Genomic DNA, 23552 nt, shown 5'->3' with positions numbered 1-23552 from the left:
ATGAAGAATGTGCCAGCCCATGCTATCGGCCCAGCTGTGCTACCCAACCATGCGTCCGCTAGAGGGGACTCTCCAGCCACGGGTAGTCGAGCCCGACCCAGGCCCCGACCAGACCGAAGGTTCCCAGTAACCACAGCGTGGCCAGCACGATCACACCCGTCAGTAACGCACCCGCACCTTTGACGAGCAGCGACTGGCGGGAGAACCAGTCCATGAACTCGTCGTACTTGGTGCGCGCGAAGCGGAGCAGTCGATGGGCCCACTCGAACTCGGACGCCAGGATGCCGAGCCCTGCGAACACGATCAGCCATCCGGGACCGGGATACGGAATTGCCAGCACACCTGCCGCCAGCACCAGGGCACCGATCACGCCGACGGCGATGCGGTAACCGAGGTTGAGACTCGGCTTGGCGGCGATGCGAGCGCGCCACTTCTTCCAGCGGCTCTCCGCTTCCTGGAACGGCGACAGGTCGGAGTCGTCTGTCGCGGCGCCGTCGACCGTGTCGATACCGTCGACGCTGTCGGCCTGGTCCGGCCGGACTTCCCCGGTGCTCACGATCTACCTGCCCCTCTGTGTCGGCCCACTGTGAACGGCGATCCGTGACGAAGCAGGCACGAAAGGCGCGAGTAAAACTGCCACCGTCCACCCTACCCAGTGCTCGCCGCACGGGCGCGCCGTCAGGTCCGGTCTAGCCCTTCACGCACACGACCTGGCGTAGATGCGCCACGACCTCGACCAGATCGGCCTGCGCCTCGATCACCTGCGCAATGTCCTTGTATGCGGCCGGAATCTCGTCGATCACGCCGGCGTCCTTCCGCGACTCGACGCCGGATGTCTGCCGGACCAGGTCGTCGACCGTGAAACGCTTCTTCGCCTTCGTGCGGCTCATGGTCCGGCCGGCGCCGTGCGACGCGGAGTTGAAGGACAGTTCCGATCCCAGTCCGCGCACCACGTACGAACCGGTGCCCATGGAACCGGGAATGAGGCCGAGCTCGCCTTTCCCGGCGCGAATAGCCCCCTTCCGCGTCACGAGCATCGTCTCCCCGTCGACGACCTCTTCGGACACATAGTTGTGGTGGCACGAGATCGGCTCATCGAAGCGGACGGGCCGCGTCGGCAGAGCGTCCCGGAACGCCTTCGTCACCAAGGCCAGCATGACGGCACGGTTGCGGGCCGCATACTCCTGAGCCCACGACAGGTCGCGGCGGTAGGCGTCCATCTCCGGTGTGCCGGCCAGAAACACCGCCAGGTCACGATCGACCAGCCTCTGGTTGTGCTGCAACGTCCGCGCCACCGCGATGTGCCGCTCGGCCAGCTCCTTCCCGATGTTGCGGGATCCGGAGTGCAGCATGAGCCACACCTCGTCGGCGTCGGACAGGCATACCTCGATGAAGTGATTCCCGCCGCCCAGCGTTCCGATCTGCTTCAACGCCTTCGATTCACGGGACTGGACACCGGGGTGCAGATCGTGGAACTCCTTCCAGAATCGGTGCCATCCCTTGTGCACGCCGGCGCCGGCGACCGAGAACGCAGCGGTGCCGAGAGACCGCTCGTGCATGGCGAACCCCACCGGAACCGCACGCTCGATGCGCGCGCGAAGAGACCGCAGACTGTCCGGCAAGTCGTTCGCGGCGACATCTGTCCTCACCGCGGTCATGCCGCAGCCGATGTCCACCCCCACTGCGGCAGGGGCGACTGCCTGACGCATCGCGATGACCGAACCGACCGTGGCACCCTTACCGACGTGGACGTCAGGCATGACCCGGACACCGTGAACCCAGGGCAGGTCCGCCATGGTTCGGAGCTGCTCGAGCGCGGCGGGCTCGATGGTCCGTTCCTCCGCCCACATCAAGGTCGGCGCGGCAGTGCCCTCCAGGGTGACGGGAAACATTCGGCTTCGATCCTTCGCCAGCGGCTCACCGCGGATGCGGTTCGGCCTGCACTGTCATTGTCCGCCGTCGCTCCGTACCCGGACAACCGAATATCAGCTCATCGCGGTACACGAAAAAGAGGGCGTCTCCGATCTCTCGGAAACGCCCTCTTCTGCCTTCTCGGTGGTCCCGGCTGGGATCGAACCAGCGACCTCCCCGGTGTGAACGGGACGCTCTTCCACTGAGCCACGGGACCGAGGCGCGCAATACGGTCGCGCTCGAACGAGTTGGAACATTAACACGACGGACCGGCCGAACGAAAATCACGTCGTGGTGATTCGCGGCCACCCGCACAGACCACCGCTTTCCGGATGCGCCCCGAAGCCCAGCAGAGCTGGTGACCTGCAGATTTGTAACTAGCAGGCATGGTCGGCTAATGTTCTCAACCGCACCACGGAGAACATTCTCCGCGAGTTACACGGTGCATGCGGACGTGGCGCAGCTGGTAGCGCACAACCTTGCCAAGGTTGGGGTCGCGGGTTCGAATCCCGTCGTCCGCTCGAGAGGTTGGACTCAACCTTCACGGTGGAGTGGCCGAGTGGTGAGGCAACGGCCTGCAAAGCCGTGCACACGGGTTCGATTCCCGTCTCCACCTCGCGCGATTAGCTCAGCGGGAGAGCGCTTCCCTGACACGGAAGAGGTCACTGGTTCAATCCCAGTATCGCGCACCAGATAGACCGTAGGACTGTAGTACTTGCACGACAGTGAATGCCCCCGGGAAACGGGGTGTTCACGCATGCGGACGTGGCGCAGCTGGTAGCGCACAACCTTGCCAAGGTTGGGGTCGCGGGTTCGAATCCCGTCGTCCGCTCCATTTCTTCTCGATCTCGCGCGATTAGCTCAGCGGGAGAGCGCTTCCCTGACACGGAAGAGGTCACTGGTTCAATCCCAGTATCGCGCACCATCTCTTCGGTTCATCCGAAAAGACGTTTCCAGCGGTTCGGCCCCGGTCATACGACCGGGGCCGAACCGCTGTCGGTCACACCGACTGCACCCTGTTCGCGCCGGAAATCATCGCGCGCAGTGCGGATTCGGTCTCGGATTCACCGATTCCCATCGTCCACAGTCGCACTCCCCCCACCTCGCACAGCAGGAACGTTGCCGCGCGGTGCCCGATCCGGTGCTGGTGGAACGCGAGGATCTCGATGGAGCACCCGGCGCCGTAGAGCATCGCGGTCATCGCAGACACCGGACCGGGCGCGAGTGCACTCATCGTGCAGATCGATTCACCGATACCCAGCGTCGCTTCGAAAACCCACAACCCCGGAGCAGCCTTCGATTCGGACCATCGACCGAGGCGAAACGGACCGGGCATCGATCCGTAGTGGGTCTCGAACTCGGTCCAGCTCATCCCGGCGGCTTCGTCCGCGAAATCGCGGGGAAGCGGTTTTCCGTGACGCGCTGCGAAAGGGTCGACGCCCGCGGTCGACGTGCGACACGATCCGGCGAAAAAAGTGGAGGTGCTCATTCTCGTGGTCTTCCTGCAGTGAAGGGAGGACCAACGCGTAGCTCAACGACCCGCAGCGAGGGGTCGGTCCGTATCAGACCCCGCTACGGCGGAGAACTACGAGAATGCGCTGCATGGGAAGACATGCTAGGCGAGGATCACGCGAAAGAACAACTTCCCTGGACCCGGGAAGAACGGCCCACCTCGTCCAGGTGACGAAATTGTTATCCACCGGTCTGGAACGTGAGGAATTCCTCATGTATCGTCGAACGTGCCATCCACCCCCCCGATGGCAATGAGCCCCAGCCATGACCCCCCATCCAAGGCTGGGGCTCAGTCTTGTCCGGCCACCCTTCGCCCGAATCGACTTTCACCGGCTGTTCAAATGGAAGCATCGCGTACGGTCGGTTTCACACGCCGCACAGGGCGTGGGAGATTGCGGTGAGGACGCGACTGCGGGACAGTACGCACATAATGGTGAAGAACATGAAAGGCGCGGGGACTCAACGGTGACGGTCGAGATAAATTCGGCGGGGATATGGGACTCCGAGGCGATCGCCGATGTGGCAGCGGCGACGTTTCCTCTCGCATGCCCACCGGGTGCAACTCAGGACGACATCGCCACCTTCATCGACGACGTGCTGTCGGCCGAGCGGTTCTCCGAGTACCTCACCGATCCGTGTCGCACCGTACTCAAGGTGACCCACCAAGGCGCCATTGTCGGCTATGCGATGTTGATCGATGGCGAACCCGCAGACCCCGAGGTGGCCCGGACCGTGTCACTGCGTCCTGTGACCGAGATCAGCAAGCTGTACGTGTTGCCGGGTAATCACGGTACCGGGGTGGCGTCCGCGCTGATGGACGCCATCGTCGAGCGCGCCCTAGCCGCGGATTGTGCCGGACTGTGGCTCGGTGTCAATCAGGAGAATCTGCGCGCGCAGCGCTTCTACCAGAAACACGGCTTCGAGACGGTCGGGACGAAGACTTTTCTGGTCGGGTCCCAACTGCACCACGACTTCGTGATGCAGCGAGCCCTCTGACCCTGCCGGCTCAGTTCGCGGCTACCTCGAAGCGCGACAGCGCGAGGAGTCGTGAGGTGGCGCGGAGATACTTCTTGCGGTAACCACCGGCGAGCATCTCGGGCGTGAAGATCGAGTCGAGCTTCGCGCCCGCCACCGTCACCGGGATGCTGGCGTCGTACAGGCGGTCCGCGAGAACCACCAGGCGCAGAGCCACGGACTGGTCGTCGGCGGGATGGACACCGTCCAAGAACACGGCGGGAATGCCCTCGACCAGTTTGTTGTATCGCGACGGGTGCAGGGTACTGAGGTGCGCGCACAGCGCGTCGAAGTCGTCGAGGGTGGCACCGGGGATAGCGTCGGCGCGATCGAGAAGCTCGTCGGAGGAGATCGGATCGGGCGCGGGCGGCAGGTCGCGGTGCCGGTAGTCGGGGCCGTCCACCCGGATGGTCTCGAAGATCGAGCCCAGCTTCTTGATTTCGCGCAGGAAGTCCTGCGCTGCGAAGCGGCCTTCGCCGAGCTGGCCGGGCAGCGTGTTCGACGTCGCGACAATGGACACACCACGCGCGGACAGCTCGGACAGCAGCCGGGACACAAGCATGGTGTCGCCCGGATCGTCGAGTTCGAACTCGTCGATACAGAGGACGCTGTGGTCGGAGAGCTGCTCGACAGCCTTGTTGAAGCCGAGCGCGCCGACCACGTGGGTCAGCTCGACGAAGGTGCCGAACGCCTTCGGCGACGGAACGCTGTGGTAGATCGACGCGAGGAGGTGGGTCTTGCCGACGCCGAACCCGCCGTCGAGGTACAGACCGGCACCGGTGGACGGCGTCTTCTTACCGAAGAGGCCGCGCCGGCCGCCGCTGCGAATCTTGCCGACCCGCTTCGAGAACTCCTCGGCCTTCTGCACGGCAACGGCCTGGCTCGGTTCGGCGGGGTCCGGGATGTACGACGCGAAGCTCACCTCGTCGAACATGGCCGGGGGCACCATTTGAGCTACCAACTGATCAGCCGGTACCACAGGGCTGCGATCGACAAGACGTGCATGCATACAAGCAGGGTATCCACGTGCTGTGATCACTAACATGCAGCGTGTACATATTGCGACCTACCTCACATCGGACTCCGGGAGCGAAGGGACGAATCCCGGTGAATTGACCGCGGAAGCCTTGCGTGAGCTGTACGCGTACCCGATGGGGGCGCCACAGCCGTGGGTGCGGGCGAATTTCGTCTGCAGCATCGACGGAGCCGTCTCCGTGGGCGGTGTCAGCGGGACGCTGGGAACGCCCGCCGACAAGAGGGTGTTCGACGCCCTTCGCGAAGCGGCCGACGTCGTCGTGGTGGGAGCAGGAACCGTCCGAGCCGAAAACTACGGTGGCGTGCAGATCGGCGCTGAAGGCAGGAATCGCCGTGTCGCGTCGGGAATGTCGGCTGTACCGCCGATTGCGGTCGTCTCGGCCCGCGCCCACCTCGACCCCGGCGCCCGGCTGTTCACCGACACCGAGGTCGCCCCCATCGTGATCACCAGCTCCGCAGCCGATCCGGTTCGGGTGGCCGCTCTGGCCGAGGCGGGGGCGCACGTCATCCAGACCCATGGCCGGGAAATTTCGGGCGCAGCTCTGCTCGCCTCGATGGAAGAACTGGGACTGCGCAGGATCCTCTGTGAGGGCGGGCCGACCTTGTTCGGACAGCTCACGGCGGAGGGCCTCGTCGACGAACTCTGCCTTACCACGGCGCCCGTCCTGGTCGGCGGGAACGCCGGGCGGATCGCCACCTCCGCGCAGGCCGCCACGGTCTCGATGAGGCCCGCGCACGTCCTCGCCGACACCGACGGCACGGTCCTGACGCGGTGGGTGCGGCTACCCCGCCCGTGAGCGAACCTGGCAGGCTGTCCGGCATGCGCAGATTGGGGTTGCTCGCACTGGTTCTCGTGGTGTGCAGTGCGTGTGGAGCCGGACCGTCCAACCGGCCGCACGTCGCCGTCGAACGCGAGGGCGGCGGCAGCGCACCCACGGTGACGCAAACCGAGAACGCCGACGCACCCCCGCCGCAGCTGCAGGTACCGAAGACGGACCTCACGTGGACTGACTGCACCCAGGGCACGCTCGAAGCACTCGGCCCCGGCGCTGCGCCGCCCCCTGGCCTCCTCTTCGAGTGCGCGTCATACGAGGCGGCCGTCGACGAGAGCGGAATCCTGCCCGGATCGTTCACGATGGGCGCGATGCGGGCAAAATTCGCGAACACCCCGCAGAATGCCGCCCCTCTCGTTCTGACGTCGGGGTCGGACCGGTCGTCGACGGCGACGCTCGCCGCGCTGAGCGCCGGAGGGTTGGCATCTCTGCTCTCGACCCGTCCGGTGGTCGCCGTCGATCGCCGTGGAATCGCGTCGTCGCAGAAGATCGAATGCCTCTCCCCGAACCCCGCCACCTCGGACCTCAGGCGCAGGCTGGCCGACCTCGGACAGTTCGATCCGGGCACCGGCGACCAGGTCGACAAGGTGGCCGCTCTGGGGCGAGATGCCACCATCGCCTGCACCGACTACCTGCAACCACAGGAACTTGCTTTCGACAGCACCCACGCCGCAGACGACATCGAGCAGCTGCGCCGCACGTGGGAGGTCGACTCCCTCGGCATCCTCGCGACCGGAAACGGGAGTGCCGTCGCCCTCAGCTACGCCGCCAAGTACCCGGGGCGGGTCGGCCGGCTCGTTCTCGACTCCCCCGCGGTGACCACCGTGGATGCCGCTACGGTCGCCGAGCAGCAGGTGGCCGGGCAAGAAGCGGCGTTCGACGCCTTCGCGCGGCAGTGCACGGCATTGAACTGTTCCCTCGGCCCCGACCCGCGGGCTGCGGTCACCGCGGCCGTGGCCGGAGCGGCGGCCGGTCGAATCCCCGGGGTGTCGTCGAACGCCCTGCTCACGGCCATCTCGGGAGTGCTGGCCACGGCGGGAGGCGATCAGCAAAGCCGGGTACGCATCTTGTCCGATGCCGTATCGGCCGCCGTTGCCGGCGACACCTCGCCACTCCTCGCCCTCACGGCGCGAGCGGAGGAAGCCTATGAATCCGACGGCCAGTTCATCACCCGGTGCACGGATGGACAGCAGTGGCCGGCCCCGGATCGAGTTCGCGAACTCCAGCGTGTGTGGGGTGAGCAATTTCCGTTGTTCGGCCCCGATGCGGCAGTAGGCCTCCTGCTCTGCACGTCGTGGCCTGCGACCGCACCGCCCGCGCTTCCCGGTGACCTCTCGATGCCGGTGCTCGTACTCAGCGGCACGGCCGACCCCGTCGTCGGCAACGCCGGCGTCGGCACCGTCACCGGCGCGGTGGGAAGCGCAGGCGCCACGACTGCAACTCTGACGTGGCACGGCAGGGGTCACCCGGCCACCCACTCGGACTGCGCGCAAAAAGCCATCGTCTCGTACCTCGCGGACGGGGCGCTGCCTCCCGACGGCAGCGCCTGCCCTGCTTAGTTCGCGCGACGGGGTCCGACACCCGTAGGGGGTGCGTGACCGCATGTCACGCCCAGCCGGTGTACCGTGCCGTGGTGTTCCTTCGACATCTCGAACCGCGCACCGGGCGGACTCCTCACGAGGTCATCAACTTCGCGTTGTGGCCGATCGCCGTCATGACGGTGCTGCATCGAGTGGTCGTCAAGGCGGTCAACGGCTACATCACCGACGACTTCCGACCGGTTTACAACGCGGCGCTGGCGTTCCTCAACCGCCGACCGGTGTATACCGCCAACTTCGACTGGGTGGACCCGCACTATCTGTATCCGCCGTCCGGAACGCTGTTGATGGCGCCCATCGCCATCATCGACCCCGAGAAGTCGCGGTGGCTCTTCATCCTGGCGAACACGATCGCGATCGTCATCGCGTTATACCTGCTTCTGCGGTTGTTCGGCCTCGGTGTGAACTCGATAGCCGCCCCGATCCTGCTCTTCGCGACGTTCTCGTCGGAGACCGTCACGAACACGCTCGTCTTCACCAACATCAACGGTTTGGTGCTGCTGGGGGAGATCGCGTTCCTGGTTCTGCTCATGAAGCGGAAGGACATGTGGTCCGGCGTCGCCATCGGCCTGACCTTCGCGGTGAAACCGATCCTGGCCCCACTTCTCTTACTTCCGCTCGTCCGCGGGCAGTGGAAAGTGTTCGTCACAGCCCTCGGTATCCCCCTCGTTCTCACCGCCGTCGCGTGGCCGCTGTCGGCGGACCCGATGGACTTCGTTCACCACACCGTCCCGTACCTCACGGAGTCGCGCGACTACTTCAACAGCGCGATCGTGGGCAACGGCAGGTACTACGGCCTCCCGGCGTGGATGATCTTCACGCTGCGCGGAATCTTCGCCGCACTCGTGGCAGGGTCCCTGTGGCTGCTGTACCGCTACTACCGGCATGACGAACTGTTCTTCGTGGTCACCACGTCCGGCGTACTACTGACCGCGTCCTGGCTGCTCGGTTCGCTGGGCCAGATGTACTACTCGATGATGCTGTTCCCGCTCGTCATGTCGGTGGTGCTGAAGAACTCGGTGATGCGAAACTGGCCCGCCTGGCTGGCGGTGTACGGGTTCCTCAGTTACGACAGCTGGTTGTCGGGCCGATTCGTCGAGGCGGGCCGAACAGCCGAATACATGAAGACCACCCTCGGGTGGAGTCTGCTGCTGATCGTGATCTTCGGGGTGCTCGCAGTCCGCTATGTCACCGCGAAGCGCGAGGGCCGGCTGGACCAGGGCATCGACCCGGCGTTCCTCCTCGAGCCGCGCCGGAAGACCCCGTCGGCGAAACCGGACATCACGCCGGAGCCTGAAACCGAGTCGGCTGCCGCCAAGTCGTAGCCGTCCCGACCGGCCCTGCGGACCTGCGAACGCGAAACGTATTAGCGTGGAGCCATGAGTTCGCAGCAGCAGGATCCCACCCAGGCCGCGCCCAAGGTCGTCCTCTCCGACAGCGAATGGCGTGAGAAGCTGACCCCCGAGGAATACGCGGTACTGCGGCAGGCCGGAACCGAACGCCCCTACGTGGGTGAATACACCGACACGAAAACCGAAGGTGTGTACCACTGCCGGGCGTGTGGCGCGGAGCTGTTCCGCAGCACGGAGAAGTTCGAATCCCACTGCGGGTGGCCCTCGTTCTTCGACCCCGCCGATTCCGATGCCGTCATCCTCCGCGAGGACACGTCGTTGGGAATGCGCCGCGTAGAGGTGATCTGCAAGACGTGCCACAGCCACCTCGGTCACGTCTTCGAGGGCGAGGGGTACCCCACCCCCACCGACCAGCGTTACTGCATCAACTCCATCTCGCTGATCCTCGAGCCGACCGAGAAGTGATGGTCGGCGGGTCGTACGCGCGGATCGGCGGAAGCTCCTCCAGGTAGCGTTCGATCTGCACCAGCACGTGCTGACCCGTGCAGCCGTGCGAGAGTGACGAACTGCCCACGTCGGGGGTCAACACGTTCGGGTTGCCGTGAACGCACAGCGACTCCGGGTCGGTGGGATCGAGCGGGTCGTACCAGGCACCCACTGACAACTGCACCACCCCGCGCCGGACACCGTCGTCCACCACGGCACCGGCGAGGCAGGATCCGCGATCGTTGTAGACCCGGACGACGTCACCGGCGACGACGCCGCGTGCCGCTGCATCGTCGGGATGGATCCTGAGCGGTTCGCGGCCCTTGATCTTCGAGGCCTGGCTGGTACCGCCGTGATCGAGTTGGCTGTGCAGTCGGCTCCGTGGCTGATTGGCGATCAGGTGCAGCGGATACTGCTGTGCCCGGTCGCCACCGAGCCATTCCTCCGGCTCGTACCAGCGTGGATGGCCGGCGCAGTCGTCGTAGCCGAAGCTGTCGATGTCTGCCGAGAAGATTTCGATGCGACCGCTGGGTGTCGCGAGCGGGTACTTGACCGGGTCTGCACGGAAATCGCCGAACAGCACGAGGTCGTCTTCGGTACGCATCCGCACCTGCCCGCGTGTCCAGAATTCGTCGAAGCTCGGCGCGGGGCCACCGTCCGCCCGGACGAAACCGCGCCACTGTTCGTAAAGGTGCTCGAGCCACTGCTGCGAAGAACGTCCCTCGGTGAACTTCTCGCCGACGCCCAGCTTCCGGGCGAGGGCGCTGAAGGTGTCGTAGTCGTCCTGCGCATCGGCGTAGGGGCCGACCGCGGCGTGCATGGCCACGAGCAGCGGGTCGTTGCGGGTGCAGCTGATGTCGTCGCGCTCGAGCGACGTGGTGGACGGCACGACGATGTCGGCGTGCCGCGCCATGGGCGTCCAGTACGGTTCGTGGACCACGATCGTGTCGGGCCGGGCGAGCGCCCGCCTGAGCCGGCCGAGGTCCTGATGGTGGTGAAACGGGTTTCCTCCGGCCCAGTACAGCATCCGGATATCCGGGTATGTCAGCCGTTGACCGTCGTAGTCGAAGGGTGCTCCCGGATTCAGGAGCATGTCCGACACCGCCGCCACCGGGATGAAATCCGTGACCGGGTTGAGTCCCTGCGGCAGGGTGGGTAGCGGGTACGGCACCGGTGCGAGCCCAGGCTCGTTCATCGAACCGTAGCCGTGGCCGAAGCCGCCGCCGGGCACACCGACCTGTCCGAGCATCGCGGCAAGAGTGACACCCATCCACGGCGCCTGCTCCCCGTGCCGCACGCGCTGCAATGACCACGTAACGGTCACCATCGTCCGGCCCGCCGCCATCCGCCGGGCCAGCACCACCAGTTCGTCGGCGGCGATCCCCGAAATCTGCTGCGCCCACGCCGGCGACTTGGGCACGCCATCGGCACGTCCGAGCAGGTACTCCTCGAAGCGGTCGTAGCCGACGCAATGGCTGTCCAGGAAAGCCTTGTCGTGCAAGCCTTCTGTTGCCAGAACGTAGGCGAGGGCGAGCATGATCGTGACGTCGGTTCCCGGGACCGGCGCATGCCACTGCGCGGCGCCGTGCAGGTCGTCACGCAACGGACTGAAGGACACGATGCGGCCGCCGCGACGCCGGAGCGCGTCCAGCGCACCCCGTGTCGGGTGGTCGCTCGTGCCGCCGTGGTTGACTCCGGTGTTCTTCAGCGGGACGCCGCCGAAGCACACCATGAGATCGGTGTGCTCGGCGATGACCTTCCAGGACGTCGACCGCGCGAACATCTTCCAGTGCGTGCCGACGACGCGGGGCATGATGACGCCTGTCGCTCCGAGCGAGTAACTATGGACCGAGCGCGTGTAGCCGCCGAGAGCGTTGAGGAAGCGGTGCACCTGGCTCTGCGCATGGTGAAACCGTCCGGCGCTGCCCCATCCGTAGGAACCGCCGAAGATCGCGCTGTTGCCGTGCGTGTCGATCACTCGGCGCAATTCGCCCGCCAGGCGCTGCGTCAGCTCTTCCCAGTCGACGGACACGAACTCGTCCGACCCCCGGGCACAGCTGGGGCCCGGGCCGTTCTCGAGCCAGCCGCGTCGCACCGCTGGGCCGGTGATTCTCGCCTTGTTGCCTACCGAACCGGCGATGTTGCCGAGCGCCGGCGACGGGTCCGAGTCACCCGGATACGGGTGAACGGCCACGACCTCGCCGCCGGACACCTCGGCCTCGAACATCCCCCAGTGGGACATGTGCTGATAGCGGACCCCGCGGCCCGCCTCGTCGACCTCACTCATGAATGTTTCGGCGAATCACGGAAGGGCCGTGACAAGCTTCTCCACATCCACCCGCGGACCGGTGAAGAACGGAACTTCTTCGCGGACGTGCAGGCGTGCCTCGGTGGCGCGAAGATCGCGCATGAGATCGACGATGCGGTACAGCTCGGGTGCCTCGAACGCGAGGATCCACTCGTAGTCACCGAGCGCGAACGCGGGCACGGTGTTGGCCCGGACGTCCTTGTAGGCGCGGGCCGCCATGCCGTGGTCGGCGAGCATCTTGCGGCGCTCGTCGTCGGGAAGGAGGTACCACTCGTAGGACCGGACGAACGGGTACACGCAGATGTAGTTGCCCGGGTCCTCCCCCGCGAGGAAGGCGGGGATGTGGCTCTTGTTGAACTCGGCGGGCCGGTGGCAGGCGACGTTGCTCCACACGGGTGCGCTCGCCCGCCCCAGCGCGGTGGTGCGGCGGAAGTCGGAGTACGTGGCCTGCAACGCCTCGATGCTCTGCGAATGCGTCCAGATCATGAAATCCGCGTCGGCGCGAAGACCGGCCACGTCGTAGAGCCCGCGGACGACGACACCCTTCTCCGCCTGAGCCTCGAAGAAGATCCGAGCCTCCTTGATGACGGCTTCCCGGTCGTCCCCGAGAATTCCGGGTTCCACCTGGAACACGGAGAACATCAGGTAGCGGATTTCAGAGTTCAATGCGTCGAAGTCGAGGCGTGCCATGGGTCTATCGTGCCACTCGCTCGGCGAGGCGCGTAGCCGCCGTCGTCGCAGCGGCGACACAGGCGGGAACACCCACCCCGCGGAGCAGCGCGCCGCACACCTCGATACCGTCCAGACCTGCGGTGTCGCGCTCGATCACGGAGACCCGGTCGAGGTGTCCGGGGCCGTATTGCGGCAATCCGCCGTACCACCGCTGAACCTGTACCGCCACCGGTTCGTCCACTACTCCGGTGACCGTACGGAGGTCCCGCCGCGCGGCCGAGACGAGATCCTCGTCAGGGGCATCGACGATCTCGTCGTCGCCGAACCTGCCGAACGACGCCCGGACCACTGCCACGTCCCGCTCGGCGAGGTGAGGCCATTTCCGGCTCGACAGTGTGAACGCCTTGGCGGCGAGCGACGCATCGGTCGCGACAAGGATCCCGGAGTTCTGCGGTAGATCCGCCGCGGCGGGAAGAGCCATCGCCACGACCGCGGAGGAGGCGAGGGGAATGTCGGCCGCGGCCGCAGCAGCACCGGGCGCAGTATCGGCGAGCAGGTGCGCGAGTTGCGGCGCGGGCACGGCGAGGACGATGCCGTCCACGCGCCCCACCGGATCGGCGGACCAGCCGTCGGCCTCGCGGCTGATGGCTCGGATGCGCTCGTGGACGATGTGAGCGCCCGCCGCGGCGCAGAGCGCGTCGAGAAGAACTGCGTAACCGTCGCGCAACGTCCCGAAGACCGGCCCCGTGGCGGGAGGAGGAAGCGCCTCGGCCACGGCGGCAGACAAGCTCGTCGCTCCCCGATCGAGGGCAGCGGCAAGAGTGGGTAGGGCGGCCCGCAATCCGATCGTGTCCGCGAGACCCGAATACACCCCACCGAGCAGCGGATCGACGGAGCGGCGCACCACCTGCTCGCCGAATCGTTCGACCACCAGCGCTCCCACCGCGACGTCGGAACCGGGAACCCAGCGCAGGGGGATTTCGGCCTCCTCCGCGATCCGGGCGAGTGTCCGATCGTCGACCAGTCCGGTGAGAGCGTCGGGCCGGGCGGGGATACCCATCAGCGTGTTCTGCGGGAGCGGGTGCAGCGACTCCTGCGACCAGATTAGCGGACGCAGACCCGCGGGGTGCACCAGTTGATCGGTGAGCCCCAACTCGGCCAGTAGCGCAGGCACCTCGGGGCGCCGCGCGATGAACGCCTCCGCCCCCAGATCGACGGGCTCCCCCGCCAACGAGTCCGTGCGCAGCTTGCCCCCGAGCTCGTCGGCACCCTCCGCGATAATGATGTGCGCGCCGGATCCCAATTGCTGACGCAGGCGGTACGCCGCAACCAGGCCGGAGATGCCGCCGCCGATCACCAGGACATTCGGCGACGACACCGTCACAGCGAGTGCACCAACTCGACGACTGCGGTGAGCACCCCCGGATCGGTGTCGGGCAGAACGCCGTGACCGAGGTTGAAGATGTGACCGGGAGTCCCGGATGCGATCGCGGTGTCCGCTTCGGACACGATTCGGCGGACCTGCTTCTCGACGGCCGCCGGACCTGCGAACAGCACCGAGGGGTCGAGGTTGCCCTGCAGCGCCTTACCCGGGCCGACGCGGCGGGCAGCAACGTCCAACGGGATCCGCCAGTCGACGCCCACCACATCGGCGCCCGCTTCACCCATCGCGCCGAGCAGTTCACCGGTGCCCACACCGAAGTGGATCCGCGGGACTCCGGCGCTCTGAATCTCGGCGAACACCCGTTCCGAATGGGGCAGGACGAACTCGCGGTACTCCGCCAGGGACAGTGCCCCCGCCCACGAGTCGAAGAGCTGGACCGCGTCCACCCCGGCGTGCAACTGGGCCTGCAGGAAGGTGATGGTGGTGTCGGCGAGGGTGCTCAGCAGTGCGTGCCACGTCTTCGGGTCGGAATGCATCAGCGCCTTGGTGCGCTCGTGGTTGCGGCTCGGACCGCCTTCCACCAAATACGACGCGAGCGTGAAGGGGGCACCCGCGAAGCCGATCAACGGAGTCGAGCCGAGCTCCACCGTGAGCAGCCGGACGGCCTCGGCCACCGCGCCCACCTCCTCGGGGACGAGCCGTGGCAGCGCTGCCACGTCGCCGATCGATCGAACCGGGTTCGCCACCACGGGCCCGGTTCCCGCCACGATGTCCAGGTCGATGCCGGCCGCCTTGAGGGGCACGACGATGTCGGAGAAGAGAATCGCGGCATCGACACCGTGGCGGCGCACCGGCTGCATGGTGATCTCACTGACCAGAGCGGGGTCGAAGCACGACTCGAGCATTCCGATGCCCGCCCGGATCTTGCGGTACTCGGGAAGCGAGCGCCCCGCCTGCCGCATGAACCAGACCGGACGGTGGCTCGGAGTGCGACCATTCGCGGCCGCGAGGAACGGGGCATCGGTGAGCACCCTCCTCGAGGCGAATCTCGCCCGCTCGGCCATGCCTGCATTGGTGCTTTCCAACCCGCTCATCGGTCCTCACGCTCTCTGCCGGCTCGTATTCCGGCAGCTCTCATGCTGCCATGTCGTCGCGCCCGCGCCGATCGGCCCTGCTCGGCGCGCCTCCGACGAGATGCGAACGTCCGGGTCTAACGTCCCGAGCTGTGACGACTTCGGGATCGCGCGCCGAACCCGCCGAGTTCCGCGCCGCCGTCGACGCGATGAACTCCGCGCGGGTTCGTGCGGACATCGAGCTGGGCCCCATCCGGCCCCCGCAGCGACTGGCGCCGTTCAGCTACGCCGTCGGCGCGGAGGTCGCGCACGAGGACACCGGTGTCGTTGCCGAACAGAGCGAGGGCGACGCGTTCGGCAGGCTGATCCTCCTCTACGACCCGGAGGGCGACGAGGCTTGGAACGGCACCATGCGGTTGGTCGCCTACATTCAGGCGGACCTCGACGCCGCGGTCGCGGCGGACCCACTGCTTCCCGAGGTCGCGTGGAGCTGGCTCGTCGATGCACTCGAGTCACGTTCGGAACCACTCAATGCGCTCGGTGGCACCGTCACCGCCACCACATCCGTCCGCTACGGCGACATCGCCGGACCGCCACACGCGCACCAACTGGAACTGCGCGCGTCGTGGACCGCGACGTCCGTCGAATTGGCTACCCACGTCGAGGCGTTCTGCGAGGTACTGGCCTACGCCGCGGGCCTGCCGCCGGCCGGTGTCGCCCAGCTCAAGACCCAGAACGGCGACTAGCTCTCTAGGCCGGTTCCTCTGCCGCCGGAACGTCAGTGGTGGCGCTGCGCGACCATTCGAGGAACCGCCCGACCGCCTGGGTCACCGAGACGCTGCGAATCGACGGGAAGATGTCGAAGGCGTGCTGGGCTCCACGCAGTTCGGCATAGGCGACGGGATTTCGGGACACCTTTCGCAACTCGTCGACGAAGAACCGTGCCTCGGCGACCGGGATGAGGGAATCGCTCGAGCCGTGGATGACGAAGAACGGCGGAGCGTCGGCCCGCACCTGCGCCAACGGTGACGCGGCCCGGTAGTCGTCGGGGAACTTGGCGTGCCTGCCGAGGATCAACGGCATCAGGCCGGAATGAACACGCTGGAGGACGGCCTTGATTCCGCTGTCACCGGCCATGTCGTAGACGCCGTAATACGGGACGCACGCTTGTACGGACGTGTCGACGTGCTCGAAACCGGGCTGGAACCGCGTCTCGTTGGCGGTGAGAGCCACCATGGCCGCCAGGTGACCGCCTGCCGAACCTCCCGTTACAGCGATGAAGTCGGGGTTACCGCCATAGTCCTCGATATTCTTCCTCATCCAGGCGAGCGCCTGCTTGATCGCGACGAGGTGTTCCGGCCATTTAGCCCGCGGAGACAGCGGATAGTTGACCGCTACGCACACCCATCCGCGGGACGCCATCTCGAACATCAGCGGCAGACCCTGCTGATCCTTGTTGCCGATGATCCATCCGCCGCCGTGGATCTGCAGAAGGATGGGGCTGCTCTCCGGGCGGTCCTTGTGGTGGTAGATATCGAGTCGTGCGCGGCGTCCGCCCGGGCCGTACGCGATGTTCCGGACCCGGGTGACATCTTCGTTGGCCATCCGGAACGGATTGAGCAGCTGACGCCACACGGGCCGTCCGGAACGTTCGATGGCGTGGTCGCGCTCGGCGTAGTTCTCCCCGAGCGCCTCGACGAGCGCAGATTCGGCTTCCCTCCCGGCTCCGCGACCGGTGGCAATCACGGCGGCCAGGCTGCCCATCGACGCGGCGGCGAGTGCGACCCCGATGCGGTCGGTGCGCGAACGGAGTCCGTGTCGCGCGACGTGGACGGCCGTGTCCGCAGCAGTCGCCGCGAGGATGTGCGGCGCCAATTCGGTTGTGAGCCATCCGGAGAAGAAGGCGACGACCGACGTCGGTGCGCCGGGCAGCGGGCGCAACGCATTGGCGGCGAGCGCGGCACCCACGCCCTGCCGGAGAACGAAGCCTCGAGTCATCCCGACATCGTAGAACATGTTCTTGCTCTCGACGGTACGCGGCCTCGCGCCCGGCGAGAACAATCCCGGCCGCTTCCACTCCGCGCCGTATGCCGCCCAACTCGCATTCTTCCGCTTCCATGGACCATTTACTAGAACGTGTTCTACCATTTGATCATGCAGCGACTCAGCGGGCTCGATGCCTCCTTCCTGTACCTCGAAACATCGACTCAACTCCTCCACGTCTGTGGGCTCATCGTGCTCGATACCTCCACGGTCCCCGAGGGGTACTCGTACAGCCGGCTGAAGGAAGAACTCGGCATACGGACCGAGTCCATCCCCTCGTTCCGGCGGAAGCTGCAGGACTCCCGCTTCAACCTCGACCATCCCGTGTGGGTGGACGACACCGATTTCGACATCGACCGCCACTGCCATCGAGTTGCCGTCCCCGCACCCGGCGGACGGGACGAACTCGCCGAACTGTGCGGAAACATCGCAGGGCAACCGCTCGACCGCGCGCGGCCGCTGTGGGAAATGTGGGTGATAGAAGGCCTGGAAGACGGGTCCGTGGCGGTCATGTCGAAGATGCATCACGCAGGGGTTGACGGAGTCACGGGCGCAAACATGATCGCCCAGCTGTGTGGCCTCGAACCGGATTCGCCGAGGCCCGATCCCGCAGACTCCAAGCCGGGCGCCGGTGGCGCCAGCTCACTCGACATCGCCGTCGGCGGGTTACTGTCCGTCGCGTCACGGCCGGCGAAGCTGCTGAAGATCATTCCTCAGAGCGTCGGCCTGCTCCCCCGCTGGATCGACCGCGCACGGCGTGGAGACGCGATGCCCGCGCCGTTCACCGCTCCCCGAACCTCGCTCAACGGCACGCTTACGAGCCACCGCACCCTTGCCTTCGCTCAACTCGATTTCGACCTGGTCAAGCAGGTGAAGAATGCGTTCGGAGTCAAGGTGAACGATGTGGTCCTCGCCCTTTGCTCGGGGGCACTACGCACGTACCTCGACACACGCCGGGAATTGCCCGACAAGTCGCTCGTCGCCATCGTCCCGGTGTCGGTGCGCGGCAAGTCCGACCGGCCCGGCACCAATCAGGTGAGCGGAATGTTCACCGAACTGGGAACCGATATCGACGATCCGGTGGAACGGCTCCTCGCCATCGCCGAACACAACTCCACCTCGAAAGAACACAACGAGACGCTCGGCGCGACTCTCCTGCAGGACTGGTCCCAGTTCATCGGGCAGTCGGTGTTCGGCACCGCCATGCGCTTGTACTCCACACTCGGCCTGGCCGAACGTCATCCCGTCGTGCACAACCTGGTGATCTCGAACGTGCCGGGACCGTCGGATCCGCTCTACTTCCTCGGCGCCCTGATCAAGGCGATGTATCCGTTGGGACCGATCTTCCACGGGGCGGGCCTCAACGTGACGGTGATGTCCCTGAACGGGCAACTCGACATCGGCTTGATGAGCTGCCCCGAGCTCGCTCCGCAGCTCTGGGACCTTGCCGATGCCTTCCCCGACGCCCTGGACGAACTCGCCAAGGCCGCCGCCGCCCGTGCCTGAGACCGCCGATTCGCTGCGGGATTCGGGCGGCGACGTAGAGTCAAGTCCCATGTCCGAAGTCACCGACGAGACCTCGTCCCCTGTTACCGACGAGACCTCGTCCCCTGTTACCGACGAGCAGACCGCCCGGCAGGTAGTGCCGCTCCTCGCCCCGCGCGATGGGGTGCCGGAGGTCGTGACCACGGCGGAGGGTGTGGCCAAGGCTGCTGCTGCGTTGAGTGAGGGCACCGGACCATTGGCTGTGGACGCCGAACGCGCTTCGGGCTTCCGGTATTCGGCTCGGGCGTATCTGGTGCAGCTGCGACGGGAAGGCGCCGGGACGGTGCTGCTCGATCCGATTCCAACGGCAGCCGACCTCGCACCGCTCGCGGAGGCGATCAATCCGCTGGAGTGGATTCTGCATTCCGCCGATCAGGACCTGCCGGGTCTGGCCGAGCTGGGGCTCGCGCCGGCGGCCTTGTTCGACACCGAACTCGCAGGCCGTCTCGCGGGGTTCGAGCGGGTGGGTCTCGCCGCCATCGTGGAGCGAACCTTGGGCCTCGAGCTGAGGAAGGGGCATGGTGCCGCAGATTGGTCGAAGCGTCCCCTTCCCAACTCGTGGCTCAATTACGCCGCTCTCGACGTCGAGGTTCTCATCGAGTTGCGTGAAGTCATGGCCGCGGAGCTCGACAAGCAGGGCAAGACCGGCTGGGCTGCGCAGGAGTTCGAGTACATCCGGCTGGCCGGTCCGCCGAAGCCCAAGCCCGACCGCTGGCGTCGTACCTCACACATCACGTCCTTGAAAACGCAACGTCAGCTCGCCGCGGCGCGCGCTCTCTGGCAGGCCCGGGAAGACCTCGCCCGCACACGTGACGTTTCCCCCAGTCGCGTGCTGCCCGACTCCGCGATCATCGAGGCGTCGGTGAAGAGTCCGCGGAGTATCGACACTCTGCGCGCCCTTCCGGTGTTCGGTGGCCCGCGTCAGCGGCGGCACACGCGACTCTGGTTGGCGGCGTTGGAGGAGGCGCGGGCGCTTCCGGACTCCGAGCTGCCACCCAAGACCCAGCCGTTTACGGGACCTCCTCCGCCGAGTCGGTGGGCGCGCCACGACCCGGCCGCTGCCGACCGGTTGACGGCGGCTCGCGCTGCGCTGGCCGCCCTCGGCGAGAAGGTGTCGGTTCCGGTGGAGAACCTGGTCACTCCCGATCTCGTGCGCCGGCTGTGTTGGGACTGGGCACCTCCCGTTGACGGTGACGTCGAGGCAGCCATCGACCGCATCCTCGAGGCCGGCGGCGCGCGTCCGTGGCAGCGTGAGTTGACGGTGCCCGCGCTGGGTGCGGCACTGCCGGAGACCGCGAGCGACGAGCCGGCGGGCGCCTGACCCGGAACGATAGCGCAGTCATGCGTCGAAAATCCTGATGAAGTACCCATTAAGTTACCCATGAGTAACGGTAGGGGTAGTCTGTGCCCCGAGGCCGGACGCTTGGCCGTGGTCCGGCACCAGACTGCTCCATCAGGAGGAATTCGCGTGGCTCCATCCACCACATCTCAACGCAACGTCGTGTTCGTCGACGGGATCCGCACCCCGTTCGGCAAGGCCGGCCCGAAGGGTATGTACGCCGAGACCCGGGCAGACGACCTCGTCGTCAAAACCATCCGTGAACTGCTCCGCCGCAATCCGCAGCTCGATCCTGCGCGGATCGACGAGGTCGCCGTCGCTGCGACCACGCAGACCGGCGATCAGGGTCTTACGATTGGCCGCACCGCCGGAATCCTCGCCGGTCTGCCCGAAACGGTGCCCGGTTTCGCCGTCGACCGCATGTGTGCCGGTGCCATGACCTCGGTCACCACCACCGCGTCGGGCATCGGTTTCGGCCAGTACGACGTGGTGATCGCCGGTGGCGTCGAGCACATGGGCCGCCACCCGATGGGTGAGGGGGCCGACCCGAACCCGCGATTCCTTGCCGACCGCCTCGTGGACCCGAGCGCCCTGGTGATGGGAAACACCGCCGAGAACCTGCACGACAGGTTCCCGAGCATCACCAAGGACCGCACCGACGCGTATGCCGTCGCCAGCCAGAACAAGTACGACGCCGCGAAGAAGGCGGGCTTCATCGCCGACACCCTCGTGCCCGTCGCCACCCGCTCCGCCTCCGGCTGGGGACTCGCCACCGAGGACGAGCCGCCCCGCCCGGGCACCACGATCGAAGACCTCGCCAAGCTCAAGACCCCGTTCCGTCCGGCGGGCCGCATCACCGCCGGCAACGCAGCAGGTCTCAATGACGGTGCCACCGCGGCGATCCTCGCGGGTGAGGACACTGCCAACGAGCTCGGACTGCCGGTCGGCATGCGCATGGTCGGATTCGCGTTCCAGGGTGTCGACCCCGCCGTCATGGGCATCGGTCCCGTCCCGGCCACCGAGAAGCTGCTCGCGCGCACCGGTCTGAAGATCGAGGACATCGGCCTGTTCGAGATCAACGAGGCATTTGCCGTGCAGGTGCTCGCGTTCCTCGAGCACTACGGCATCGCAGACGACGATCCGCGGGTCAACCAGTGGGGTGGCGCGATCGCCTGCGGCCACCCCCTCGCCTCCTCCGGGGTGCGCCTGATGACTCAGCTTTCCCGCCAGTTCGCCCAGCGTCCCGACGTCCGCTACGGCCTGACCACGATGTGCATCGGTCTGGGCATGGGCGGAACGGTGATCTGGGAGAACCCGATTTTCGACGGAGCGAAGTAAATGACTTCTATCACCACTGCATTCGCCGACGAGGTCGTCACGAACGCGTACACCAAAATCGTTGCCGTTCCGGGCATCGAAGGTCCGGTCGCCCTGATCACCCTGGACAACGGATTCGACCACACCAAGCCGTCGTCGTTCGGCCCGGGCGGCCTCGCTGCCCTGGACGCAGCCCTGGACGAAGCCTTCGCGGCGAACCCGGTTGCGGTCGCGATCACCGGCAAGCCGTTCATCTTCGCTGCCGGCGCCGACCTCAAGGGCGTCCCGAGCATCACCGACCGCGAGCAGGCGCTCGAACTCGGCCGCTTGGGCCACAAGGTGTTCCGTCGCCTACGTGAGTCCTCCGTGCCGACCTTCGCGTTCGTCAACGGTGTTGCGCTCGGCGGCGGCCTCGAGGTCGCGTTGCACAGCCACTACCGCACCGCGTCGGAAAGCGCCGGTGCGCTCGGCCTGCCCGAGACGTTCCTCGGCCTCGTCCCCGGCTGGGGCGGTACGCAGTTGCTGCCCAACCTGATCGGGCCCTCGAATGCCGTCACCGTCGTCATCGAGAATGCGCTGAACCAGAACAAGACTCTCAACCCGAAGAAGGCCCTCGAGCTCGGCGTCGTGGATGCCGTGTTCGGTTCCGCCGACTTCCTCGAGCAGTCGTTCGCCTGGGCGGCACGCGTTCTCACCGGAGAGATCACCCCGGCCCGCCCCGAGATCGATCGTGGCAAGGGCTGGGACGAGGCAATCGCGCGCGCGAATGCCATCGTCGAGGGCAAGACGAAGAACAACGCCCCCGGACCGGTCAAGGCCGTCGAGCTGCTGGAGTTGGCTCGCCACACGGACCTCACCGATCCGGCGTCGCTCGACAAGGGTTTCGCCGCCGAAGACGAGGCTCTCGCCGATCTTCTGCTGGCGGACGAGCTCCGCGCCGGCCTGTACGCGTTCGACCTGGTGAACAAGCGGGCGAAGCGTCCGGCGGGGGCGCCGGACAAGTCCCTAGCACGCAAGGTCACCGGCGTCGGCATCGTCGGTGCCGGCCTGATGGCCAGCCAGCTTGCCATGCTGTTCGTGCGTCAGCTCAAGGTGCCGGTGATCCTCACCGACATCGACCAGGAGCGCATCGACAAGGGTGTCGGCTACGTCCACGGCGAGATCGACAAGCTCCAGGGCAAGGGCCGGTTGTCTCCCGACGCCGCGAATCGTCTCAAGGGCCTGGTGTCCGGGTCGCTGGACAAGTCCGCCTTCGCGAAGACCGACTTCGTGATCGAGGCCGTGTTCGAGAACCTCGATCTGAAGAAGAAGATCTTCGCGGAACTCGAGGAATACATCGCTCCCGAGACGATCCTGGCGACCAATACGTCTTCACTGTCGATCACGAAGATGGCCGCCGACCTGAAGCATCCCGAGCGCGTGGTCGGCTTCCACTTCTTCAACCCTGTTGCGGTCCTTCCGCTCCTCGAGGTGATCAAGGGTGAGAAGACCGACGATGCCACCCTGGCAACGGCATTCGCGACCGCCAAGGCGCTCAAGAAGTCGGCCGTCGGTTCCGCCGACCTGCCCGGCTTCGTGTTCAACCGGCTCCTGATCCGCACCCTCGGTGAGGTCATGAACGCGGTAGACGAGGGCACCCCGTTCGAGGTGGCCGACAACGCCATCGCCGAACTCGGCATGCCGATGACGCCGTTCACGCTGCTAGCCCTCGTCGGCCCGGCAGTTGCGCTGCACACCGGCGAGACCCTCGCCGAGGCGTACCCCGGGCGGTTCCACAACTCCCCCGGACTCGAGGCGCTGGTCGAGGCCAAGAAGTCGGCGGTGTGGAGCTACGGCGCCGACGGCAAGCAGGTCGTCGACCCCGAGGTCGCCGAGCTGTGGAAACAGGGCGACAAGGCGTCCACGTCCGAAGAAGTTCTGGAGCGCACACGTCGCGCGTTCGCCGAAGAAATCCAGATCATGCTCGACGAGGGTGTGGTCGCAGCGGCCGAGGACATCGACCTCTGCCTGATCCTGGGCGGCGGGTTCGGATTCTGGAACGGCGGCATCACGCCGTACCTGGACCGCACCGGCACGTCCGAGGCCGTCAACGGCAAGCGGTTCCTCGCACCGGGCGTCGCAAGCGTCTGA

The 23552-nt window shown here is 66.5% G+C and carries 19 protein-coding genes and 6 tRNA genes; 15 read left to right on the top strand and 10 right to left on the bottom strand.

What is annotated here, in order from left to right:
* Positions 1–58: 58 nt before the first annotated feature.
* From NOF53_RS24645 to NOF53_RS24635, 3 genes are all read right to left on the bottom strand, one after another.
* On the bottom strand, positions 59–469 hold the full coding sequence (locus NOF53_RS24645) for a TIGR02611 family protein (protein ID WP_255973793.1): 411 nt from the start codon (positions 467–469) through the stop codon (positions 59–61).
* 220 nt (positions 470–689) lie between these two features.
* Complete coding sequence (locus NOF53_RS24640; RefSeq protein ID WP_255973757.1) at positions 690–1892, bottom strand: RtcB family protein; 1203 nt, start codon at positions 1890–1892, stop codon at positions 690–692.
* A 164-nt stretch (positions 1893–2056) separates the two neighbouring features.
* A tRNA-Val gene (locus NOF53_RS24635) sits at positions 2057–2128 on the bottom strand.
* A gap of 231 nt (positions 2129–2359) precedes the next feature.
* Here NOF53_RS24635 and NOF53_RS24630 point away from each other — a divergent pair.
* The 5 genes from NOF53_RS24630 to NOF53_RS24610 all read left to right on the top strand — a co-directional run bounded on the left by NOF53_RS24630 (position 2360) and on the right by NOF53_RS24610 (position 2836).
* A tRNA-Gly gene (locus NOF53_RS24630) sits at positions 2360–2432 on the top strand.
* 24 nt (positions 2433–2456) lie between these two features.
* Positions 2457–2527, top strand: a tRNA-Cys gene (locus tag NOF53_RS24625).
* A 1-nt stretch (position 2528) separates the two neighbouring features.
* Positions 2529–2603 (top strand) — tRNA-Val (locus NOF53_RS24620).
* A gap of 67 nt (positions 2604–2670) precedes the next feature.
* Positions 2671–2746 (top strand) — tRNA-Gly (locus tag NOF53_RS24615).
* Between the two features lie 15 nt (positions 2747–2761).
* Positions 2762–2836, top strand: a tRNA-Val gene (locus NOF53_RS24610).
* Between the two features lie 75 nt (positions 2837–2911).
* On the opposite strand, the gene NOF53_RS24605 is transcribed toward NOF53_RS24610, so the two are convergent.
* Positions 2912–3400 (bottom strand): 2-isopropylmalate synthase, encoded by a 489-nt coding sequence (locus tag NOF53_RS24605; RefSeq protein WP_255973754.1) that lies wholly within the window; start codon positions 3398–3400, stop codon positions 2912–2914.
* Positions 3401–3888: 488 nt separating this feature from the next.
* Here NOF53_RS24605 and NOF53_RS24600 point away from each other — a divergent pair, with 488 nt between their 5' ends.
* On the top strand, positions 3889–4419 hold the full coding sequence (locus NOF53_RS24600) for a GNAT family N-acetyltransferase (RefSeq protein ID WP_255973752.1): 531 nt from the start codon (positions 3889–3891) through the stop codon (positions 4417–4419).
* 10 nt (positions 4420–4429) lie between these two features.
* On the opposite strand, the gene zapE is transcribed toward NOF53_RS24600, so the two are convergent.
* Positions 4430–5446 (bottom strand): cell division protein ZapE, encoded by a 1017-nt coding sequence (gene zapE / locus NOF53_RS24595; RefSeq protein ID WP_255973749.1) that lies wholly within the window; start codon positions 5444–5446, stop codon positions 4430–4432.
* A 34-nt stretch (positions 5447–5480) separates the two neighbouring features.
* On the opposite strand from zapE, the gene NOF53_RS24590 reads away from it, so the two are divergent.
* The 4 genes from NOF53_RS24590 to msrB all read left to right on the top strand — a co-directional run bounded on the left by NOF53_RS24590 (position 5481) and on the right by msrB (position 9720).
* Positions 5481–6269, top strand: a complete 789-nt coding sequence (locus NOF53_RS24590; RefSeq protein WP_255973791.1) for a pyrimidine reductase family protein — start codon at positions 5481–5483, stop codon at positions 6267–6269.
* A 23-nt stretch (positions 6270–6292) separates the two neighbouring features.
* Positions 6293–7864 (top strand): alpha/beta fold hydrolase, encoded by a 1572-nt coding sequence (locus NOF53_RS24585; RefSeq protein ID WP_255973746.1) that lies wholly within the window; start codon positions 6293–6295, stop codon positions 7862–7864.
* Between the two features lie 74 nt (positions 7865–7938).
* The gene (locus tag NOF53_RS24580) at positions 7939–9228 is read left to right on the top strand and encodes a glycosyltransferase family 87 protein (RefSeq protein WP_374212664.1); all 1290 of its coding nucleotides are present in this window, start codon (positions 7939–7941) and stop codon (positions 9226–9228) included.
* 54 nt (positions 9229–9282) lie between these two features.
* Positions 9283–9720, top strand: a complete 438-nt coding sequence (msrB, locus tag NOF53_RS24575) for a peptide-methionine (R)-S-oxide reductase MsrB (protein ID WP_255973742.1) — start codon at positions 9283–9285, stop codon at positions 9718–9720.
* Here the strand turns inward: msrB and NOF53_RS24570 are convergent.
* Genes NOF53_RS24570 through hemE form a run of 4 tightly spaced genes read right to left on the bottom strand, consistent with a single transcriptional unit; the run spans position 9680 to position 15169 of the window.
* Positions 9680–12028 (bottom strand): molybdopterin-dependent oxidoreductase, encoded by a 2349-nt coding sequence (locus NOF53_RS24570; protein ID WP_255973739.1) that lies wholly within the window; start codon positions 12026–12028, stop codon positions 9680–9682. The two genes, msrB and NOF53_RS24570, sit on opposite strands and share 41 nt — an antisense overlap.
* Positions 12029–12043: 15 nt before the next feature.
* The gene (gene hemQ, locus NOF53_RS24565; protein WP_255973737.1) at positions 12044–12739 is read right to left on the bottom strand and encodes a hydrogen peroxide-dependent heme synthase; all 696 of its coding nucleotides are present in this window, start codon (positions 12737–12739) and stop codon (positions 12044–12046) included.
* A gap of 4 nt (positions 12740–12743) precedes the next feature.
* Complete coding sequence (locus NOF53_RS24560; RefSeq protein WP_255973735.1) at positions 12744–14105, bottom strand: protoporphyrinogen oxidase; 1362 nt, start codon at positions 14103–14105, stop codon at positions 12744–12746.
* Positions 14102–15169 carry a uroporphyrinogen decarboxylase gene (gene hemE / locus NOF53_RS24555; RefSeq protein ID WP_255973788.1) on the bottom strand — a complete coding sequence of 356 codons (1068 nt, stop codon included), beginning with the start codon at positions 15167–15169 and terminating at the stop codon, positions 14102–14104. The genes NOF53_RS24560 and hemE overlap by 4 nt, the downstream gene beginning before the upstream one ends.
* 161 nt (positions 15170–15330) lie before the next feature.
* Here hemE and NOF53_RS24550 point away from each other — a divergent pair, with 161 nt between their 5' ends.
* Complete coding sequence (locus NOF53_RS24550; protein WP_255973733.1) at positions 15331–15924, top strand: DUF3000 domain-containing protein; 594 nt, start codon at positions 15331–15333, stop codon at positions 15922–15924.
* Between the two features lie 4 nt (positions 15925–15928).
* On the opposite strand, the gene NOF53_RS24545 is transcribed toward NOF53_RS24550, so the two are convergent.
* On the bottom strand, positions 15929–17176 hold the full coding sequence (locus NOF53_RS24545) for an alpha/beta hydrolase (protein ID WP_255973731.1): 1248 nt from the start codon (positions 17174–17176) through the stop codon (positions 15929–15931).
* 156 nt (positions 17177–17332) lie between these two features.
* Here NOF53_RS24545 and NOF53_RS24540 point away from each other — a divergent pair, with 156 nt between their 5' ends.
* From NOF53_RS24540 to NOF53_RS24525, 4 genes are all read left to right on the top strand, one after another.
* Positions 17333–18727, top strand: a complete 1395-nt coding sequence (locus NOF53_RS24540; protein WP_255973729.1) for a WS/DGAT/MGAT family O-acyltransferase — start codon at positions 17333–17335, stop codon at positions 18725–18727.
* Between the two features lie 49 nt (positions 18728–18776).
* Positions 18777–20087: a ribonuclease D gene (locus NOF53_RS24535; protein ID WP_255973727.1), complete on the top strand. Its 1311-nt coding sequence runs from the start codon at positions 18777–18779 to the stop codon at positions 20085–20087.
* A 147-nt stretch (positions 20088–20234) separates the two neighbouring features.
* Complete coding sequence (locus NOF53_RS24530; protein WP_255973725.1) at positions 20235–21443, top strand: thiolase family protein; 1209 nt, start codon at positions 20235–20237, stop codon at positions 21441–21443.
* Positions 21444–23552 (top strand): 3-hydroxyacyl-CoA dehydrogenase NAD-binding domain-containing protein, encoded by a 2109-nt coding sequence (locus tag NOF53_RS24525; protein ID WP_255973723.1) that lies wholly within the window; start codon positions 21444–21446, stop codon positions 23550–23552.

The sequence above is a fragment of the Rhodococcus tibetensis genome (assembly GCF_024438035.1).
GTDB classification, from domain to species: domain Bacteria; phylum Actinomycetota; class Actinomycetes; order Mycobacteriales; family Mycobacteriaceae; genus Rhodococcus_F; species Rhodococcus_F tibetensis.
Note: the sequence above shows the minus strand (reverse complement) of the source record. Positions and strands in the feature narration are given on the sequence as shown.

Bases quoted from the DNA above. Each gene is read 5' to 3' on its own strand.
- NOF53_RS24590 (WP_255973791.1), top strand. From the start codon at position 5,481: ATGCAGCGTGTACATATTGCGACCTACCTCACATCGGACTCCGGGAGC.
- NOF53_RS24605 (WP_255973754.1), bottom strand. From the start codon at position 3,400: ATGAGCACCTCCACTTTTTTCGCCGGATCGTGTCGCACGTCGACCGCG.
- hemQ (WP_255973737.1), bottom strand. From the start codon at position 12,739: ATGGCACGCCTCGACTTCGACGCATTGAACTCTGAAATCCGCTACCTG.
- hemE (WP_255973788.1), bottom strand. From the start codon at position 15,169: ATGGCCGAGCGGGCGAGATTCGCCTCGAGGAGGGTGCTCACCGATGCC.
- NOF53_RS24525 (WP_255973723.1), top strand. From the start codon at position 21,444: ATGACTTCTATCACCACTGCATTCGCCGACGAGGTCGTCACGAACGCG.
- NOF53_RS24545 (WP_255973731.1), bottom strand. From the start codon at position 17,176: ATGACTCGAGGCTTCGTTCTCCGGCAGGGCGTGGGTGCCGCGCTCGCC.
- NOF53_RS24570 (WP_255973739.1), bottom strand. From the start codon at position 12,028: ATGAGTGAGGTCGACGAGGCGGGCCGCGGGGTCCGCTATCAGCACATG.
- NOF53_RS24540 (WP_255973729.1), top strand. From the start codon at position 17,333: ATGCAGCGACTCAGCGGGCTCGATGCCTCCTTCCTGTACCTCGAAACA.
- NOF53_RS24640 (WP_255973757.1), bottom strand. From the start codon at position 1,892: ATGTTTCCCGTCACCCTGGAGGGCACTGCCGCGCCGACCTTGATGTGG.
- NOF53_RS24585 (WP_255973746.1), top strand. From the start codon at position 6,293: ATGCGCAGATTGGGGTTGCTCGCACTGGTTCTCGTGGTGTGCAGTGCG.
- NOF53_RS24535 (WP_255973727.1), top strand. From the start codon at position 18,777: ATGTCCGAAGTCACCGACGAGACCTCGTCCCCTGTTACCGACGAGACC.
- msrB (WP_255973742.1), top strand. From the start codon at position 9,283: ATGAGTTCGCAGCAGCAGGATCCCACCCAGGCCGCGCCCAAGGTCGTC.
- zapE (WP_255973749.1), bottom strand. From the start codon at position 5,446: ATGCATGCACGTCTTGTCGATCGCAGCCCTGTGGTACCGGCTGATCAG.